At 71.5% G+C, this 17,682-nt stretch carries 12 protein-coding genes and 1 pseudogene; 5 read left to right on the top strand and 8 right to left on the bottom strand.

The genetic code is table 11. The features are described from left to right. From ACFVW8_RS32840 to ACFVW8_RS32820, 5 genes and pseudogenes are all read left to right on the top strand, one after another. A pseudogene (locus tag ACFVW8_RS32840) lies at positions 1 to 189 on the top strand (ATP-binding protein); the annotation flags it as partial. Positions 190 to 535: 346 nt separating this feature from the next. Next, positions 536 to 3,784, top strand: a complete 3,249-nt coding sequence (locus tag ACFVW8_RS32835) for a nitrate- and nitrite sensing domain-containing protein (RefSeq protein ID WP_389696523.1) — start codon at positions 536 to 538, stop codon at positions 3,782 to 3,784. A gap of 10 nt (positions 3,785 to 3,794) precedes the next feature. Next, positions 3,795 to 4,208: a roadblock/LC7 domain-containing protein gene (locus ACFVW8_RS32830; RefSeq protein ID WP_018551717.1), complete on the top strand. Its 414-nt coding sequence runs from the start codon at positions 3,795 to 3,797 to the stop codon at positions 4,206 to 4,208. Positions 4,209 to 4,297: 89 nt separating this feature from the next. Further along, positions 4,298 to 4,978: a DUF742 domain-containing protein gene (locus tag ACFVW8_RS32825; protein ID WP_389696520.1), complete on the top strand. Its 681-nt coding sequence runs from the start codon at positions 4,298 to 4,300 to the stop codon at positions 4,976 to 4,978. After that, a complete protein-coding gene (locus ACFVW8_RS32820) occupies positions 4,959 to 5,540 on the top strand; it encodes an ATP/GTP-binding protein (protein WP_014048542.1) in 582 nt (193 codons plus the stop codon). The genes ACFVW8_RS32825 and ACFVW8_RS32820 overlap by 20 nt, the downstream gene beginning before the upstream one ends. 161 nt (positions 5,541 to 5,701) lie before the next feature. Here the strand turns inward: ACFVW8_RS32820 and ACFVW8_RS32815 are convergent, their stop codons facing one another. From ACFVW8_RS32815 to ACFVW8_RS32780, 8 genes are all read right to left on the bottom strand, one after another. Further along, on the bottom strand, positions 5,702 to 5,908 hold the full coding sequence (locus tag ACFVW8_RS32815; protein WP_389696518.1) for an acyl-CoA carboxylase subunit epsilon: 207 nt from the start codon (positions 5,906 to 5,908) through the stop codon (positions 5,702 to 5,704). A gap of 33 nt (positions 5,909 to 5,941) precedes the next feature. Further along, entirely contained in the window at positions 5,942 to 7,525 is a 1,584-nt protein-coding gene (locus tag ACFVW8_RS32810) for an acyl-CoA carboxylase subunit beta (RefSeq protein ID WP_389696516.1), read from the bottom strand. A gap of 152 nt (positions 7,526 to 7,677) precedes the next feature. After that, positions 7,678 to 8,919 (bottom strand): extracellular solute-binding protein, encoded by a 1,242-nt coding sequence (locus tag ACFVW8_RS32805; RefSeq protein WP_389696514.1) that lies wholly within the window; start codon positions 8,917 to 8,919, stop codon positions 7,678 to 7,680. After that, positions 8,916 to 9,935, bottom strand: coding sequence for a hypothetical protein (locus ACFVW8_RS32800; RefSeq protein ID WP_389696512.1), 1,020 nt, complete (start codon positions 9,933 to 9,935; stop codon positions 8,916 to 8,918). Before ACFVW8_RS32800 ends, ACFVW8_RS32805 begins: the two co-directional genes overlap by 4 nt. Next, positions 9,935 to 11,368: a hypothetical protein gene (locus tag ACFVW8_RS32795; RefSeq protein WP_389696510.1), complete on the bottom strand. Its 1,434-nt coding sequence runs from the start codon at positions 11,366 to 11,368 to the stop codon at positions 9,935 to 9,937. The genes ACFVW8_RS32800 and ACFVW8_RS32795 overlap by 1 nt, the downstream gene beginning before the upstream one ends. A gap of 42 nt (positions 11,369 to 11,410) precedes the next feature. After that, on the bottom strand, positions 11,411 to 13,708 hold the full coding sequence (locus tag ACFVW8_RS32790; RefSeq protein WP_389696508.1) for a tetratricopeptide repeat protein: 2,298 nt from the start codon (positions 13,706 to 13,708) through the stop codon (positions 11,411 to 11,413). Beyond that, entirely contained in the window at positions 13,705 to 15,096 is a 1,392-nt protein-coding gene (locus ACFVW8_RS32785) for a trypsin-like peptidase domain-containing protein (RefSeq protein ID WP_389696506.1), read from the bottom strand. Before ACFVW8_RS32785 ends, ACFVW8_RS32790 begins: the two co-directional genes overlap by 4 nt. Positions 15,097 to 15,160: 64 nt before the next feature. Continuing rightward, the gene (locus tag ACFVW8_RS32780) at positions 15,161 to 17,500 is read right to left on the bottom strand and encodes a polysaccharide lyase 8 family protein (RefSeq protein WP_389696504.1); all 2,340 of its coding nucleotides are present in this window, start codon (positions 17,498 to 17,500) and stop codon (positions 15,161 to 15,163) included. Positions 17,501 to 17,682: the final 182 nt, after the last annotated feature.

Below are 17,682 nucleotides of genomic sequence, written 5' to 3'. Positions count from 1 at the left end.
GGGCTCCCGTTCGTCATCGCCCTCAACGGCTTCGACGGACACCAGCCCTACACCCCCGACGAAGTGCGCGAAGCACTCCAGATCGGGCCGGACACGCCCATCATCACCACCGACGCCCGGCACCGCGGTGACGCCAAGAGCGGCCTGATCACGCTGGTGGAGCACGCGTTGATGGCACGGCTCAAGTAGGCACAAGTCGGTATTGCCGTACGGCAGTTAAAGTAGTCACACGGGGGTGGACTGTGTCCTTTGACACGATCCGCCCCCGTGTTCATAACGTTTCGAAAGAGAATTACCTGAGGGTCAACACCCGATGCGCACGCGCGGTACCACTGTGCTCACATGAGCCTCGCCTTTTGGCGGGGCTCGTTCTTTATGCCCGTTTTATCTGAGGCCTGCGCCACTCGGAATGGCCCATTCCGACTGTTTGGAACGCGACCGTTTCCCGTGCTGCAATTCGACGAACTCCCGAGTAGTACGGCCCTGAACAAACACGGCACAGCGTAGGTGCCGACGCCGAGAGGTTGTTGGTCGAGTGAGGCGTAACAACGAGGGCACCACGGCGCTGCCGGAGCGGGGCAACTTCACCCCGCCGCGCGCCGCGGCGTCGTCCGCCGACGTGTCCGAAGGGACGACGCCGGCCGGTGGCAGCACCAGCCGGATGTCCCCGCGCAACTGGCGGGTGCCCACCCGGCTGAACGCGATCCTCCTGATCCCGGTACTGGTCGGCCTGGTCATGGGCGGCTTCCAGGTGAAGGGATCACTCGACACCTGGCAGGAGGCCCAGGACGCCGAGAAGACCGCGCTGATCGTGCGCGCGGCCTCGGAGTACGGGCAGGCGCTGCTCAACGAGCGCGACCTCTCCGCCCAGCCCCTGCTGTCCAACAAGCGCGACGCGTCGGTCGTCAGCCAGGTCCGGGCCACCACGGACGCGGCCGCGGACAAGTTCGACACGGCTGTGAAGGGCATGCCCGCCAAGCAGGGCCTGGAGCGGCGTCTCAAGCTGTTCAGGCTGGAGGAGCCCAAGCTTCCCGACCTGCGCAAGGCCGCCTACGCCGAGGCCATGGACCCGGTGAAGACCGAAGAGGGCTACGTCCAGGTCCAGCACTCCCTCATGGAGTTCTGCAACGAGCTCGGCCTCGGGACCGGCAACATCACCAGCTACGGCCGTACCGTCTACGCAATCGAGCTGGCCAAGGCTGCAGAATCGCTTCAGCGCTCCATCGGCGTGCACCTTCTGGTGCGGCCCAGCCAGGAGAGCGGCAAGTTCAACGACCAGGTGAAGGCCTTCGGCTCGTACAACTACCTGGAGCAGATCGCCCTCGGTGAATTCGTCTCCGGCGGTACGGAGGCGGACTCGGCCCGGCTGAAGCAGGTCATGGCGGCCAAGGCCGCCGAAGGCGCCGCCAAGATCAAGACCGCCAAGAAGCAGGCCGACGCGGCGGGTGTGCCCTTCGTGACGCCGCCCACCGTCGACGGCTCGGTCTTCGACGGCATGGCCCAGCAGCTCGGTCTCGGCAGGACCCCCGCCCAGCTCAAGGCGAAGGGGATCACCGCCGAGAGCTGGACGGCCGCGGCCACGGCGAAGTTCGACGGCTACACCACGGTCGAGGACGAACTCGTCGACAAGGCGGTGACCGAGGCCGCGGACATCTCGTCCAGTGCCAGGACCGACGCCATCGTCAACGCCGCGATCGTGGTCGTCGCCCTGCTGGCCGCCTTCGTCCTGGCCGGCCTCATGGCCCGCCAGATGAGCCGCTCGATGCGCCGGCTGCGCAACGCCGCCTTCGGCATCGCCGAGCAGCGGCTGCCCTCGCTGGTCGACCAGCTGTCCCGGACCGACCCGGGCCGGGTGGACACCCGCGTCCAGCCGATCCCGATCAACAGCCAGGACGAGATCGGCGAGGTCGCCCGCGCCTTCGACCAGGTGCACCGCGAGGCGGTGCGGCTGGCGGCCGAGCAGGCCATGCTGCGGGGCAACGTCAACGCGATCTTCACCAACCTGTCGCGCCGCAACCAGTCGCTCATCGAGGGCCAGCTCACCCTCATCACCGACCTGGAGAACAACGAGGCCGACCCGGACCAGCTGGAGAGCCTCTTCCGGCTGGACCACCTGGCGACCCGTATGCGCCGCAACGGCGAGAACCTCCTGGTGCTCGCCGGCGAGGAGCCGGGCCGCCGCTGGAACCAGCCGGTGCCGCTGGTGGACGTCCTGCGGGCCGCTTCGTCCGAGGTGGAGTCCTACGAGCGCATCGAGCTCTCCGGAGTGCCGGAGACCGAGATCCACGGCCAGTCCGTCACCGACCTCGTGCACCTCCTCGCCGAGCTGCTGGAGAACGCCACGACGTTCTCCTCCCCGCAGACCAAGGTGCGCGTCACCGCCACCCGGCTGCCCGACAGCCGCGTGATGATCGAGATCCACGACAAGGGCATCGGCCTCACCGCCGAGGACTTCGCCGACATCAACCACAAACTGGCCAACCCGCCGACCGTGGACGCCGCCGTCTCCCAGCGCATGGGCCTGTTCGTGGTCGGCCGGCTGGCCGACCGGCACGGCATCCGGGTCCAGCTGCGTCCCTCGGGCGAGCAGGCCGGGACCACCTCGCTGGTCATGCTGCCGGACGCGATCACCCACGGTGGCGGCGGCGAAGGCGCCCCCGCGCAGGACGACTTCACCGTCTCCTCGATCATTCCGCAGCAGCAGGCCTTCGACGCACTGCCCTCACAGCCCCAGCTGCGCACGGCGGCGGAGCTCGGCTTCGACGACTCGCGTTACGAGGAGCCGTCGGCACAGTCCCCGCAGCTCGACCCGGTGGGCCGCTCGCTGATGCGCGAGGAGCGCCGCGCGGCACTGGAGGCGCAGACCGGCAACGAGCGCCCCGCGTTCGCCCAGCAGGAGCCTCAGCAGCCGCAGGAGCAGTACCAGCAGGCCACGTACGCCGAGGACCCCTACGCCGAGGATCCCTACGCGGCGAGCCAGTACGCCCAGGAAGCGCAGCAGGGCGGACAGCAGGAGCCGCAGTACGACCAGAGCGCGTACGAGGGCGGCTACGACCCGTTCCGCGGTGACACCGGCTATGCCCAGCAGCCCGACTTCCACGGGCAGAACGGCTATCCGGAGGCGGCGTACGCGGCCCCCGAGGCGCCTGCGCAGGCCTACGACGGGCAGTACGCCGTCCAGCCCCAGCAGGAGGAGTGGCCAGATCAGAGGGCATACCAGGGTGCGTACGAACCCCTGACCCAGGCCGAACCGGAATCTGTGCCGAGCGCCCCCGCCGAATCGCAGGAGCGCGTAGGCTTCGACCGTTCGGGCCCCGTCCCGAACTCCGGCCACGAGATGACCGAGGCCGGTCTGCCGCGCCGGGGCGGCCAGCAGCACTGGCAGCCCACCGGCCGCGGGAACGACCGGCCCGCCGCCGCGCAGGAGCAGCCGCAGCAGCAGGAAGAACCGCCGCAGCAGCCGTCGCCCGCGCAGCAGGACCCCGAGGGAGCCGACGGCACGGACGGCACCGACGACTGGCGCTCGGCGAACGACGAGCGCTGGGAGCGGGCCGAGAAGCTGCGGGACCCGAAGGCGGGCGGGGTCACCCCGTCCGGTCTTCCCCGGCGCGTACCCAAGGCCAATCTTGTCGAGGGCACGGCCGAGCAGACGCAGCAGGGCGGCCCCCAGGTCTCCCGCGCCCCGGAGGACGTGCGTGGCAGGTTGAGCAACCTGCGACGGGGCGTTCTGCGGGGACGTAACGCGGGTTCGGACAGCAGTGATACCTACAACCAGGAGCGTTAGTGTGAGCCCGATGAGCCAGGCGGCGCAGAATCTCAACTGGTTGATCACCAACTTCGTGGACAACACCCCCGGGGTGTCGCACACGGTGGTGGTCTCCGCCGACGGACTCCTGCTGGCGATGTCCGAGGGATTTCCGCGTGACCGCGCCGACCAGCTGGCGGCCGTCGCATCCGGTCTGACCTCGCTGACCGCGGGTGCCTCCCGGATCTTCGAGGGCGGCGCCGTGAATCAGACAGTTGTGGAGATGGAGCGAGGATTCCTCTTCATCATGTCCGTCTCCGACGGATCTTCCTTGGCCGTTCTTGCACACCCGGACGCCGATATCGGTCTGGTTGGGTACGAAATGGCGCTTCTGGTCGACCGCGCCGGCAGTGTCCTTACTCCGGACCTCCGCGCCGAACTTCAGGGAAGTCTTCTTAACTAGTAGACAGACAGTGCGTTTCGCGTCACCGCGCCATAAGGTGCGGTGGCGCGGACCCACTGGGACCGGGACCGGCAGGCGGAGGAGGAATCGTGGGTACACCCCCAGGCGGACACCAGTTCAACGGTGGTCAGCACGTCCCGGGTGAGCACAGGGGCGACGGCTTCGACTACCCTTCCGCGTCCGGCAGACAGGACGCGCAGCAGTCTTTTCAGCCGTTCCGGCAGGCGCGGCGCTCCCAGGGCGAGGACGACTGGCCGCAGCAGGAGCCGCAGGGCAGGGACGACTGGCCGCAGCAGCCGCAGAGCCCGGAGTGGCCGCAGCAGCAGCCCCAGCGGCCGCAGCGCCCGCACCGCTACGACTCCCCGCAGCCGCCGCCCCGCATTCAGCCGGTGCAGCCGCGGCGGGCCCCCGAGCCGGCTCCGGCAGCGCACAATCCGCTGGTTCGTCCGTACGCCATGACAGGTGGCCGGACCCGACCGCGCTACCAACTCGCCATTGAGGCGTTGGTCAGTACTACGGCTGATCCGTCCCGGCTGCAAGGGCAGTTGCCCGAGCACCAGCGGATCTGCCGGCTGTGCATCGAGATCAAGTCGGTGGCCGAGATCTCGGCCCTGCTCTCGATCCCTCTCGGCGTTGCCCGGATCCTCGTAGCCGACCTGGCCGAGGCCGGACTCGTCGCTATCCACCAGCCCGGCGGCGAAGAGTCCGCCGGCGGCCAGCCAGATGTGACACTGCTCGAAAGGGTGCTCAGTGGACTTCGCAAGCTCTAGCGGCGGAGCGGCCCGCTCCACTACCTCGGCGAAGATCGTGGTGGCAGGGGGCTTCGGCGTGGGTAAGACCACGTTTGTCGGTGCCGTTTCGGAGATCAATCCGCTGCGCACCGAAGCCGTGATGACGTCCGCGTCCGCGGGCATCGACGACCTCACACACACCGGGGACAAGACCACCACGACGGTGGCCATGGACTTCGGACGCATCACCCTGGACCAGGACCTGATCCTGTACCTCTTCGGTACACCCGGCCAGGACCGCTTCTGGTTCATGTGGGACGACCTCGTACGCGGCGCCATCGGCGCCGTGGTCCTCGTCGACACCCGCCGCCTCGCCGACTGCTTCCCCGCCGTCGACTACTTCGAGAACAGCGGGCTCCCGTTCGTCATCGCCCTCAACGGCTTCGACGGACACCAGCCCTACACCCCCGACGAAGTGCGCGAAGCACTCCAGATCGGGCCGGACACTCCGATTCTGACTACGGATGCGCGGCATCGGGCGGATGCGAAGAGTGCGCTGATCACGTTGGTGGAGCACGCGTTGATGGCCCGCCTGCGGTAGGGCTGTGGCCCGCCTGCCCGGATGTACGTGAGGCCCCGCACTCCCTTGGGAGTGCGGGGCCTTTCGTCCGGGCGCCCGGCCTTCGGCCGTGCCTTGTCCTCAATCGCCGGACCGGCTCGATGTGGCCGGCGTGAGCCTCATCGCGACGGGCTCGAAGGGGGTCAGCCCTGCCAGCTGTGGGGGGCGCGGAAGCCGGGGGTGCGCTCCAGACGGCGCCAGCCGGCTGTGTTGCGGCCTCGGGGGGCGGCAGGGGCGTCCGCGGGCTGGGCCGCCGCGCGGGCGAGCAGGACCGCGGTTATGGCGGCCAGCTCCTCGGGGTCGGCAAGACCCTTCTCGACGCGCAGCACGGACTCGGCAGCAGTGGTCATGAACTCTCTCCGTCTTCTCGGCAGTACTACGGACTACTGCGGGGGGTTGCCGTGCTTGCGGGACGGCAGGTCGGCGTGCTTGGAGCGGAGCATCGCCAGCGAGGCGATCAGGACCTCGCGGGTCTCGGCAGGGTCGATGACGTCGTCGACCAGGCCGCGCTCGGCGGCGTAGTACGGGTGCATCAGTTCGGCCTTGTACTCCTTGACCATGCGGGTCCGCATGGCCTCCGGGTCCTCGGCGTCGGCGATCTGCCGGCGGAAGATGACGTTGGCGGCACCTTCGGCGCCCATCACCGCGATCTCGTTCGTGGGCCAGGCGTAGGTGAGGTCGGCGCCGATGGACTGGCTGTCCATGACGATGTACGCACCGCCGTAGGCCTTGCGCAGGATCAGGGAGATCCTGGGAACCGTGGCGTTGCAGTAGGCGTAGAGCAGCTTCGCCCCGTGCCGGATGATTCCACCGTGCTCCTGGTCGACGCCGGGCAGGAAGCCGGGTACGTCCAAAAGGGTGACGATGGGGATGTTGAAGGCATCACACATCTGGACGAACCTGGCGGCCTTCTCGCTCGCCTCGATGTCCAGTACACCGGCCAGGGCCTGCGGCTGGTTGGCGACGATGCCGACGACAGAGCCGTCCAGGCGGGCCAGTGCGCAGACGATGTTGCGGGCCCAGCGCTCGTGGATCTCCAGGTAGTCGCCGTCGTCGACGAGCTCCTCGATGACCTTGTGCATGTCGTACGGGCGGTTGCCGTCGGCCGGCACCAGGTCCAGCAGGACGTCGCCCCGCCGGTCGGCCGGGTCGTCGCCGGCGACCGTGGGCGGGTTCTCGCGGTTGTTCGAGGGCAGCATCCCGATCAGGTAGCGGACCTCGGCGATGCAGGTCTCCTCGTCGTCGTACGCGAAGTGCGCGACGCCCGAGGTCTCGGCGTGCACATCGGCGCCGCCGAGACCGTTCTGGGTGATCTCCTCACCGGTGACCGCCTTCACGACGTCCGGTCCGGTGATGAACATCTGTGAGGTCTCGCGGACCATGAAGACGAAGTCCGTCAGCGCCGGGCTGTAGGCCGCGCCGCCCGCGCACGGTCCGAGCATCACGCTGATCTGCGGGATGACACCGGAGGCCCGGGTGTTGCGCTGGAAAATCCCGCCGTACCCGGCGAGCGCCGAGACACCCTCCTGGATACGGGCGCCGGCGCCGTCGTTCAGCGAGACCAGCGGGGCACCGGCCGAGATGGCCATGTCCATGATCTTGTGGATCTTGGTGGCGTGGGCCTCGCCGAGCGCGCCGCCGAAGATCCGGAAGTCGTGTGCGTAGACGAAGACGGTGCGGCCGTCGACCGTGCCCCAGCCGGTGATGACACCGTCGGTGTACGGCTTCTTCGCCTCCAGGCCGAAGCCGGTCGCGCGGTGCCGGCGCAGCTGCTCGACCTCCCGGAACGAGCCCGGGTCCACGAGCAGGTCGATGCGCTCGCGGGCCGTCAGCTTGCCCTTGGCGTGCTGCGCCTCGGTCGCCCGGTCACTGGGTCCGCGCCGGGCCTGCTCGCGCAGCGCCAGCAGTTCGGCCACACGGCCACGGGTGTCGCTCGGCTCGCCCGGGGTTTCGTCCACAACGGTCATGTACCGACCCTACGAACCCAGCAAGAAAATCCTGCCGTCGACTCCGTACAGTCTCCTGCCCGGTTTCCTGGTGGAGCCTGACAGAAGCCATGGCCCATGCAGGCGAAGTGCCAGCCCGCACCCGCCACTGGTTGTGGGAACACCACAAGAGCTCACTGTGGTCTGCCGCACACGCCGGTCAGCCGGGGCGTGCGGGGCTGGGCGTCCTGGACCTTCTGGATGTCCTCAAGCCGCTTGCGTACCGGTTCGTCCGGGTGCGCGGCCGTCAGCAGTACCGCCTCGTAGAAGGCGTCCCGCACTACGGCCGGCATCACGTCGGAGGCGTCCAGGCAGAGCGGCAGCCCCTGGCCGGCCAGGCGGCCGCTGATCTGCTTCTCGATCGCACCCGTCTTGGCCGGGACCGCCGCGTTCGGTGAGAACACCCCGCCCTTGCGCCCCCAGTCCTCCTGGCCGTCCCGGGAGGCGAGCCGTCTGATCATGTCACGCGCCGGGCCGCTGTCGCCGAACAGCGCGGCGAAGTCGGCTGACACCTCACGGGCCTTCGGGGCGTAAGGGCCGCCGGGCAGCAGCCGCGCCGAGTCCGTGAACGCGGCCGCCTCCTTGCGGTCGCCGTAGAAGGCACGGGCGAAGGAACCCTGGTGCTCCAGCTCGCAGCTGCCGCCGAAGAGCAGTCCGTGGCCCCCGACCCGGCCCCGGTGATCGTCCAGCAGCGCCTTGTGGGCCGCGTGCCGGTCCTCGGCCAGCAGCCCGGCCCAGGCGGTCCAGGCCTTCATCACGCGCTTGTCGGTCCACTTCAGGCCGCCGGTCGCCCAGCGCTCGTAGATGCCCGGGCCGGCGCTCTGCAGGATCAGGTCCTCGATCCAGTCGCTGCCCGGCCAGCCCGAGGAGCCGTCGTCGCCCATGCCGATGCACCAGGCGTCCAGCGGCGCCGGAGACCGGCCGGGGGGCTCCGCGCCGTCCTTGCGGTACCAGACGATCGATTTGAGGTCGGCCTTGAGCGGTACCCACAGATCGTCGTCGATGCCCTTGGCCCTGGGCCGCCACGGGTTCCCGTACTCCTTGGCGTCGTACAGGGTGCTCAGCGGCATCAGCCGGCGCTCGGCGGCGTACTCGACGAGTTCGCCGACCCCCGGCAGGATCGCGATGTCGGGCGGGTTGCCCGCCTGGACCTCGGCGAGCAGCACCTCGCGGGTGGCGGCGGTCCCCTGGTAGGTGTACGGGATACCGAAGCCGTCCAGCACCTCTTTGAACTGCCGTTCCTGGTCGTCGGTCCACGGGCCGAGGATCGTCACCTTCGGCTCCTCGTCGCTGCCGCCGGGGGCCGAGAGCCCGCAGCCCGCCGCGGTCAGGAACAGGGTGAGGACGAGCAGCAGGGCGCGGGTTCGCCGGGTCATCCGGCCCTCCAGTAGTCGGCGTTGAGCCGTCGGCAGATGCCGACGGCCGGCAGGAGGAGGATCAGCGCGCCGCCGCCCAGCGCCCCGTAGTAGGTCCAGCTCTGCCAGCGCTGTGCGGCCAGTTCGTCGCGCACGAGCGTGGACCGGTCGGTGATGTACTTCTGGGACGTGGCCAGGCCCTCGGGGTCATGGGCCCGTTTCTCGATCCTGACCAGCCGCTCGTGGGCGGTGTCCAGCCGTTCCTGGGTGGCGATGGTGGCCCACAGCGGGACCACCGCCAGGAAGACGGCGGACAGCAGCGCCGGCAGCAGCCAGGGGTCGTAGCTGCGCCCGCAGCGGCGGCGCAGCAGCCACAGCGCGGAGATCGCGGTCAGGGCCAGGACGAGCAGGCCCAGCTCTGCGACGGCCCAGCCGGTCCGCTGGAGCGCCCCCATGGAGCTGACCCGGTCGACCCGTTGCATCTGGTGCCGCTGCAGGACGTCCAGGCGCGGCACCACTCCGGTGCCCTCGCGGCTGAGGGTTCGTTCGGCCTCGCCGAACTTCTCCCGCTGCATCCATTCGTCCTGCACGTATTTGACCGTTCCGGGCGTCATCGAGCTGCTGTACGAGGTCAGCAGACCGTTGACCGTTGTCAGCACGCCCCGGCCGCGTTCGCCGTCGATCTGTACGTCCGAGAGCCGGGACAGGCCCTGCTCGGCGGCGGACAGCTGGTTCTCGTACCGGGCACCGGCGCCGATCACGTCGTCGATGTGGTGGTCGACCGATTCCTGTGCCTCCCAGTGGGCGCGGAGCAGCGCCAGCTGGGTGGCAGCCGCCCCCTGGACCGCCGGTGCGCCGCGGGTACGCATCTCCCCCGCGGAGTTCTGCACCTCGCGGTAGGACACGAGCAGCACGGTCATCGACACGAGGGCGGTCACCACCAGGGCGGCCAGGTGCAGTTCGAGCAGCCGCCTGGTGCGCGAACCGCTCAGCCGGCGGCTCCGGAAGGCACGCATCCACCGGGTCAGCCAGGCCATCACAGACTCCTCCCGCAGGCGATGCAGTACTGGGCCCGGGGCCCGGCGAGGTGGCGGCAGTGCGGGCACTTCACCGGCTTCCCGGTGGCGTGGTCGGGCAGTTCCAGCAGATGGCCGGAGGCGATGTGCAGCCTGCCCCGGCGCACGGTGCCGCGGTCCACGTCCTGGCCGACCCGGACCAGTCCCCGGGAGCCGTCGAGGATCTCGGCCACCTCCCGGACGTTGTCCAGGACCCAGGTCGCGCCGATCTCGGTGGCCAGCCTCACGGCGAGGCCGAACTGCCGCTCGGCCTCGTCATGGCTCATCGGGTCCAGGGCCGCGTATCCGCGGTTGAGAGCGGTCCGCATCTGGGTGGCGACGTTCATCGCCTGAAGGGTGCCGCCCCCGCTGCCGGTCGCCCCCGCCCCCACCGCGAAACCTGGTGGCAGCCAGCGGACCAGGAGGGCCGCGGTGGCGTCGCCGACGGAGACGGTGGCCAGTTGCAGCAGCACGCCCAGCGGGTCGGTGCTCGCGTCGACGTGCAGGGTGAGGAGGTAGTCGCGGGTGCCCGGCTCCCACTGATGGGTCGGGAAGTCGAACCGGCGCGGCTCCTGCGGCCGGTGCACCGCTTCGAGCGCCTGCTGACGGGGAGCGGTCTCGGCCAGTGTCACCTCGCGCACCGCCGGCCGCGCGGTCACCGAGACAGGCAGTTCGGGGCTGCGGACCCGGCGGAGCCGCCGCACGGCCTCGGCGACCGCTGGGCCGAACCGGTCGGGTGCGTGGGTGGCGGTGCCGTGCAGCCGCTCGGCGACGGCGAGCAGCGGGACGGGGTCCCAGTCCCGGCCGACGGCGAGCACATCGGCCGTGAACCGCCCCGCGCATGTGGTCAGTTCGCCCAGCAGTGCGCTGTCGTCCGGATCATCGGCGGCGTCCGTACCGTCGTGCCCGCTGCCGTCGGTGATCAGCAGCAGGTGCCGTACCGGCAAAGGGCGCTCGGCGAGCAGTTCACCGGCGGCGGCGAGCCAGACCGGGTATCCCGTGGGCGGCCCGTCACCAGCGGCCGGGGCGATCCGGCCCGCGCTGAACGCTGCGCGGCGCTTCTCCGCCGTGTCGGCCAGCGCCCACCGGCCGCGCAGCGGATAACAGGCGCTCGGCGCCCCGCTGCCGTCGGCGCCGCCCAGGACGGTGAAGGACAGACCGTCGGGCAGCGCGCGCAGTGCGGCGGCCAGCGCGCCGGCCGCGGCCTCCCGGCGCTCCGCTGCGACGTCCAGCGCGATGACGACGGCGAGTTCGACGGCGGGCACCTCGTCGCTCGGGCCCACGCCGACCGCCTTGACCCGCAGATGGGCGTCGATCCGGGCGTCGTGGTGCGGCTGCTGGTCGCGCCGGACGTCGACCGTGACATTCAGGCCGACGGGCAGCCGGGGGCCGGGCGACGGGTCGGTTGCGCCCAAGGGACTGCCTCCAGTGGTCGGCGGTTACGGACCGGGCGGCGGTCAGAACCGGGTCTGCGGGCGGACCGCGTGGGAGAGGTCGATCAGCCGCTCGTACTCGGCCGGCGCCTGCCGCTGCCGGGCCAGCCAGCGGTAGCACTGCTCCAGCTCCAGCCGCGCGGCCCGTTCCCCGGGCGCGGCCGGCGGCGGCAGGCCCATCCGCAGCCATCCGCCGCGTGGGCGCGTGCCGCCGGCTGCCGCCAGTACCGCGTCGAGCTTCCACTCGTAGAGCTCGGTCCGCAGCAGCCAGGCGGGTTCGTCGCCCGCCACCAGGGGCGGGGACGGGCCGGTCCGCGGGGCGAGCGCGTCGAGGCAGGCGTCGATCTCCGTCTCATCGGGGAGCGGCCGCTCCCCCGCCGCGAGCCGGGCCGCTCTGATACGGAACGCCGCGATCCGGGCGACGGTGTGATCGCGCGACTCGTCGGGCACCAGATCGAGCACATCGATGGCCGCGGCCCGGTCGCCGCGTGCCAGGGCGATCCTGGCCAGCCCCAGTGCGGCACCGACGTGCGAGGGGTTGCGGGCGTGCACGGCCCGGAAGAGCTCGTACGCCTCGAACCCCGCGGCCTCCGGCCGGTCCTCGTCGAGCTGCTCCGCGCTGTACGCCAGCGCCAGCTTGGCCGCGTACTCGCCGGGCAGCGCCCGGTGCACGGCGGAGAACTGCTCCAGGGCCGCTTCGAGCGACGTCTCCCGGTCGTCCAGCACATCGGCGCTGCGCAGCGCGAGGAGCCCCCGGTGCCAGCTGAGCCGCCACTCGCGGACCGGCCCCGGGCCCGGTATCGCGGCCGCCGCCTCGACCTGTTCGCGTGCCGCCGCGAGGGCCGTCCCGCCCTCCTGGCCGAGCAGCAGGCGGGCGTTGTGCAGACAGATCTCGACCGACGGCTCCCCTCGGGCCGGCTGGGCCAGCGGCTGTCCGGGGTCGTAGCTGCTGACCCCGAACCTGGCCGCCTGCGGGTCGCCGGGATAGGGGCGCGGCACCGGCAGCCTGCGGGCGATCTCGGTCGGGGTGGGCAGCCCGGAGTCGAGGGATGGTGCCGCGGGGGTCTCCCCCCTGCCGTACAGCGGGCGGCGCAGCCAGTGCGCGTAGTCGGGCACCGAGCCCAGCCGGACGCCCAGCAGTTCGGTGGACGGGGTGAAGTACTCCGAGGGTTCGGGCTGGTCGCGTTTGCCGCGCAGGGCCCGGATCTCGCGCAGCACACCGCGCAGTTGCCCGGCCATGTCGTCGGCGGAGCCGAACCGGCGCTCCGGGTCGTGCGCGGTGGCGCGTTCCACCACCAGCCGGAAGGAGCTGATGCCCAGTCCGGGCACGTCGTCGCCGACCGCCCAGCCGGCCAGTTCGGCCAGCGTGACGCCGACCGTGTGCACGTCGTGCGCGACGGTCAGCGGTGCGGAGCCGTCCGTCTCGGGGGCGGCGAACCAGGGCGTGATCACCGGGGCCGGGTCGGTGGCACCCGCCTTGCGGACCCCGCCGAGGTCGATGACCTTGATGCCGTCGCGGTGGTGGATGACGTTGGACGGCTTCATGTCGCCGTACAGGAAGCCCATGCCGTGCAGATGGGCGAGGGCTTCCAGGATCTGGCAGCCGTAGGTGATGACGTGCTCGATGTCGAGGACGAAATCGCCCTGCCGGGTCGATTCGACGACGGCGGAGAGCGTCCGGTCGCCGACGTCCTCCATCACGATGTAGCCGCCGGAGACGGTCCCGTCCGCGTTGCGGGTACTGACGAAGTCACGGATCTGGACGATCCGTTCGTGCCGGATGGCGACGAGGCTGCGGCGCTCCTCACCGGCCTGGGCGGCGCCGCGCTCGGCGTAGCGGTTGAGGAGTCCCTTGACCGCGACGAAGTCCTCCAGGTGGGTGTCCTCCGCCAGATAGACCCAGCCCTGGCCGCCGTGGGCGATGGGTCCGCGGATGCGGTACTGGTCCTGGAGCGGCGGTCCGCCCCTGGTCAGCTCGGGACGGTAGGAGTAGCGGGCTCCGCACTGCGGGCAGTGGCCCTCGTCCGGTGGCGGGGCCGCGGTGTACGGCGGGACGAACGCGACCCCGCAGGCCCGGGCCGAGCACGTCATCACGATGCGGACGGGCTGTTCGGCGGCGTTGAGCCGGTCGGCCGGGCTGCCCGGTTCCAGCAGTGGTAGTTCGAGCAGTCCGGCGGGGCCGTACTCCTCGGGGGCGGTGGGCAGGGACGGCAGTCCGGGGGCCTGCTCGTCACGGCCGCAGGTGTCGCAGTAGCCCGTGGGCTGGACGGCTCCGGCGCAGGGGGCTCCGGTGAAGCGGCGGTGCGGGCAGGGAATCCTCATGCGCGCCCTGCCGGGTCCTGACCGGTGCGCTGCCCCGGCAGCTCCGCGGGTCCGGTGTCGGGCCGCCGTTCGAGATCGACACGCAACTCACGTAACAGCTGTCTCAGTGCCACGAGTTGTTCCTGCGGGTCGGGCAGTTCCCGCAGCGCGCGCAGCTGACGGCGGCGGGTGGCGCCGTCGACGGAGGGCGGGGGGACCACCGACGCGGAGTCGAGGAGGCCGCTCAGCCGGGCCGACTCCCGCTCGATGTGCTCGACCCGGCGCACCAGCTCCCCGGCCCGCTCGTCCAGGGCCGGCACGAACAGGTCCCGCACCACCTCGGCCAGCCCCGCGCCCCTGCTGTCGCGGAAGATGACCAGCAGCCGGAAGCCGAGCGAGCGCACCCGCGCCAGCAGCGGCACGAGTGCGGCCGGGTCCGGGTCCTCGTCGAGACCGATCACGGCGAGCACGGGCCCCGATCCGGCCGGCTGGCCGGCGCCGGAGCGGTCCGGCGCGGTGCCGCCCTCCAGCAGCCAGTCGCGGTAGGTGTTCCGCTGGTACCGGGGCGGCCGCAGCTGCGCCACCAGGGTCTCCACGAGCTCTTCGGGCCGGGTACGGCCGCCCTGGTAGACGAGGTGGGCCCGGTGGAGCTGGTGCTGGAGCGTGCGGTCGCGGCCGCCGCCGTGCCGGACGACACCGAACCGCACCGCGGGCTGGTCCCCGCCCGCGAACCAGGTGCGCAGGCGCCAGGACAGCCCGCTGTCCCAGCCGTCGCGCCCGCTCAGTTCCGCGACCAGCGGCACGAGTTCGGCGATGCGGTCGACCGGGATCATGTACGAGAACGCCAGATCGTTCTCGGTGGGCAGCGCCAGCTCCAGATCTCCGCGCCAGCTCACCACGAGGCCGACGACCCGCTCGGCGCCCCGCCGCTCGCCCCGTGTCTGCACGGCGGCACCGCTGAATCCGGGGCGCACCACCTCGGCGGTGGTCCCCGCGTCGAGCTGCACCCACGCGCCGTGCAGCCCGCTGATCCGGCCGGTCAGCCACATGCCGTCGTCGAAGGCCTGGGAGTAGCCGCCGATCCAGACCTCCCGGCCGCGCTCCAGCCGCCGGCCCAGCAGCGCGGGCGCCGCCTGCGGGCGGGGGCTGTCCAGCGCGAGCACGGCGATGTCCTCACGGTCGGCCCCGTCCAGGCCGGGCAGCCAGCCGCCCGGCGCGACCCGGGCGGCGACCGGCGGGATCCCTGGGTTCTCGGCGAACTCCACCCACATCCGGGTGTCCGGTTCGCCGACGACATGCGCGCAGGTCAGCATCCGGTCCTGGGTGAGCAGTACCCCGGCCCCGCACACCGGTCCTTCGGCCCCGCCGCGGCGTAACCGGAGCCGCCAGTCCGCTCTCAACTCCCCCATAGCTACCGAGAGTACGCGCGCACCACGCATGGTTCCCAGAGTCCGTACACACTCACCCGACGGGTCACCGGACGTCACACCGCAGGGTGGCCCCCGCCGTCCCCGGGTTCACGCCGAGCACGAGCCGCCGGCCGGTGGCGCGGACCTCGATGCCCGGGTCCGCCGGGACGGCCTCGCGCACCGGCCGGTCCCAGACCACCTCGAACGGTGTGCCGCTGCGGTCGGGCCCGCTGATCCGGATCGCCGTCGTGCCCCGGCCCTCACGGACGAGCACACTGGCCGGCCCGCTCGACGAGAGCCGTCCGGCCGTGCCGGACTGCCAGAAGTTGGCGGCGGTCAGGCCGAGCGAGCGCACGGAGACGCCCTGCACGGCGGCGGTGTTGGCGAGCACCGTCAGCCAGTGCCGGTCGGCCGCGCGGGCGGCGACGGTGCGCCGGGAGGCGCCGGGCATCAGCAGATAGAGGTAGTCGGCGTCGGCCGGGTCGGTACCGTGGTCGAGCCAGAGGGTCTGCCAGTGGCGGGTCCGCTGCTCACTGGAGCTGGTGGTGTTGATGTCGGACCAGGCTCCGGTGCGGGCCTCGCGCAGGGTGTGGAGGCCGGCGCCGCCGGGCAGCACCCAGCCGCCGTGTCCCTCCAGATGGGCCCAGCGGGGCCGTTCGCGGTCGTCGAGGGTGAAGGCCTGCCCGTCGTCCGGGCCCAGGTTGCGGTTGTCGACGACGGTCTCCACGGGCACCCCGTCGGCGGCGGTGATGCCCGCGCCGAGGCAGATGACTGCGTCCGCCGCGCAGAACCAGGACTTACGGGCCTCCAGGGTGGAGTCCAGGCCCTTCACATGCTGGCCGACCGCGGCGAACTCGCCGTCGTGCGCCCCGCCCACCCACTGCACGGCGGGCCGCGGTTCGCCCCACTCGCCGCCGGCCCGGTCGGCGAGCCGTTTGGTGGAGACGGTGGTGCCGGGCAGCCGGTACCAGTCGACGGTGGGCCAGAACCAGTCGGTGTACTGGCCGCCGCCGTCGGCGCCCTGCCACCAGTAGAGCATTCCGGCCCCGGTGTGCCAGCCGCGCGGATTCTCGCCGTTTCCGCACTCGTAGGAGCTGATCCGCTCCGAGGACATGGAGAGGTTCGCGACCCAGCCGGGGCGGCGGTGCACGGCCCGGTCCATGGCGGCGAACAGGGTGTGGCCGACCGGTTCGGGTGCCGCGGGGACGGGGGCGTCCGCGGCCGCGTGCAGCCGGGACAGGTCGGCGACACCGAACTGCGCGGCGGTGAGGACCGGGCTGACGGTGTCCCGTTCGATCCATCCCTTGACCATGCCGTTCCACCGGTCGCGCTCGGCCGCGGACGCGCCGCCCGCGAGCAGGGCCACGGCGGCGATCAGCCCCTGACCGTGGAAGTGGTCGCTGCGCATGACCTGGAGTTCGTCGCTCTTGAGGAGTCCCCGGCTGATCGCGCGGCCGTTGACGCTGTCCATCATCAGACCGTCGTGGATGAGCGGCGCGTAGGCGTGCTCGACGCTGTCCAGGATGATCTGGCGGCCCGGATCGGTGACCTCCCAGGTGGACCCGGCCAGCAGGGCGAAGAGCCGGCCGAGACCGTCCAGCATGACCTGGCCGTATGTACCGGAGTAGGCGATCCAGGTGTGCTGGACGAACGAGCCGTCGGCGTAGAGGCCGTCACCCTCGGACACATACGGGAAGACGGGCGAGAGGGCGTCGCGGGCCAGCGCCGTCTTGGCGTCGTCACGCCCCAGGATGCCGCGCAGGGCGACGGAGCGGCAGAGGTCGACCCGGTTGGCGCCGGTCGAGGTGCCGCTGTAGTCGGTGAGCGCCGTGTCGGGGATGAAGTGGTCGACGGCCGCACAGGCTGCCCGGACGCGCTCCTCGCCGAGGTCGGGGCGCAGGACGGCGGCGATGTCCATGAGCAGGCGCGGGCTGCCGATCTGCCATTCCCACCAGTTGCCGTACGGGGCAGTGGAGGGGTTGTAGACCGTTGCGGAGAGGTGGTCGAGGCCTTGGAGGATGCCGTCGAGGAGATCCGCGTCCCCCGTGTGGCCGGTGCCCTCCTGGGCGTAGGCCTGGGTCATCGTCCACAGCCGGTTGTAGCTCCAGGTGATGCCGGCCGGCGGGTCGAAGGGCTGCCCGGCCCAGAGCGAGTCGGCGGCGGGCGCCATCGTCGAGCGGAATTCGGCGGCGAGTTCGCCGGTGCCGGCGAGCCTGGAGGCGTAGGGCTCGGCTGCGGGGTCGTAGCCGGTGCCGAGCGAGAGGTCGTTCCAGCGCAGCCGGAGCGTCTCGAACTCGTCCTCGTCCTGCGCCGCGCGGGCCGCCGGGGCGAGCGCCAGGCCCAGTGCGGTGGCGCTGCCGGTGGCGAGGAAGGCGCGGCGGGACCAGGCGGGCAGAAGTGACACGGGGTACCTCCGGTGGGCAAGTGGTTCAGACCGGGCGGTGGTTGGTCTAGCACGCGCTTACGGGGACGGGAAGGGGGCGGGCCGATGACGGCCCGCCCCCCCCCCAGCACGACCGGCCCAGTCTCTTATAAACAACAGACGCAGCCGACCAAAGTGGGAGTGTAGAAATCGGTGGGCGCCGG

This window comes from Streptomyces sp. NPDC058221, from assembly GCF_042882365.1.
Taxonomy (GTDB): Bacteria; Actinomycetota; Actinomycetes; order Streptomycetales; family Streptomycetaceae; genus Streptomyces.
This window is presented reverse-complemented; position numbering and strand designations above follow the sequence as displayed.

What these genes read in the sequence shown, in the direction of transcription:
- ACFVW8_RS32800 (WP_389696512.1), bottom strand. Translation starts at nt 9,935, where the DNA reads ATGGCCTGGCTGACCCGGTGGATGCGTGCCTTCCGGAGCCGCCGGCTG.
- ACFVW8_RS32815 (WP_389696518.1), bottom strand. Translation starts at nt 5,908, where the DNA reads ATGACCACTGCTGCCGAGTCCGTGCTGCGCGTCGAGAAGGGTCTTGCC.
- ACFVW8_RS32790 (WP_389696508.1), bottom strand. Translation starts at nt 13,708, where the DNA reads ATGAGGATTCCCTGCCCGCACCGCCGCTTCACCGGAGCCCCCTGCGCC.
- ACFVW8_RS32805 (WP_389696514.1), bottom strand. Translation starts at nt 8,919, where the DNA reads ATGACCCGGCGAACCCGCGCCCTGCTGCTCGTCCTCACCCTGTTCCTG.
- ACFVW8_RS32830 (WP_018551717.1), top strand. Translation starts at nt 3,795, where the DNA reads ATGAGCCAGGCGGCGCAGAATCTCAACTGGTTGATCACCAACTTCGTG.
- ACFVW8_RS32785 (WP_389696506.1), bottom strand. Translation starts at nt 15,096, where the DNA reads ATGGGGGAGTTGAGAGCGGACTGGCGGCTCCGGTTACGCCGCGGCGGG.
- ACFVW8_RS32810 (WP_389696516.1), bottom strand. Translation starts at nt 7,525, where the DNA reads ATGACCGTTGTGGACGAAACCCCGGGCGAGCCGAGCGACACCCGTGGC.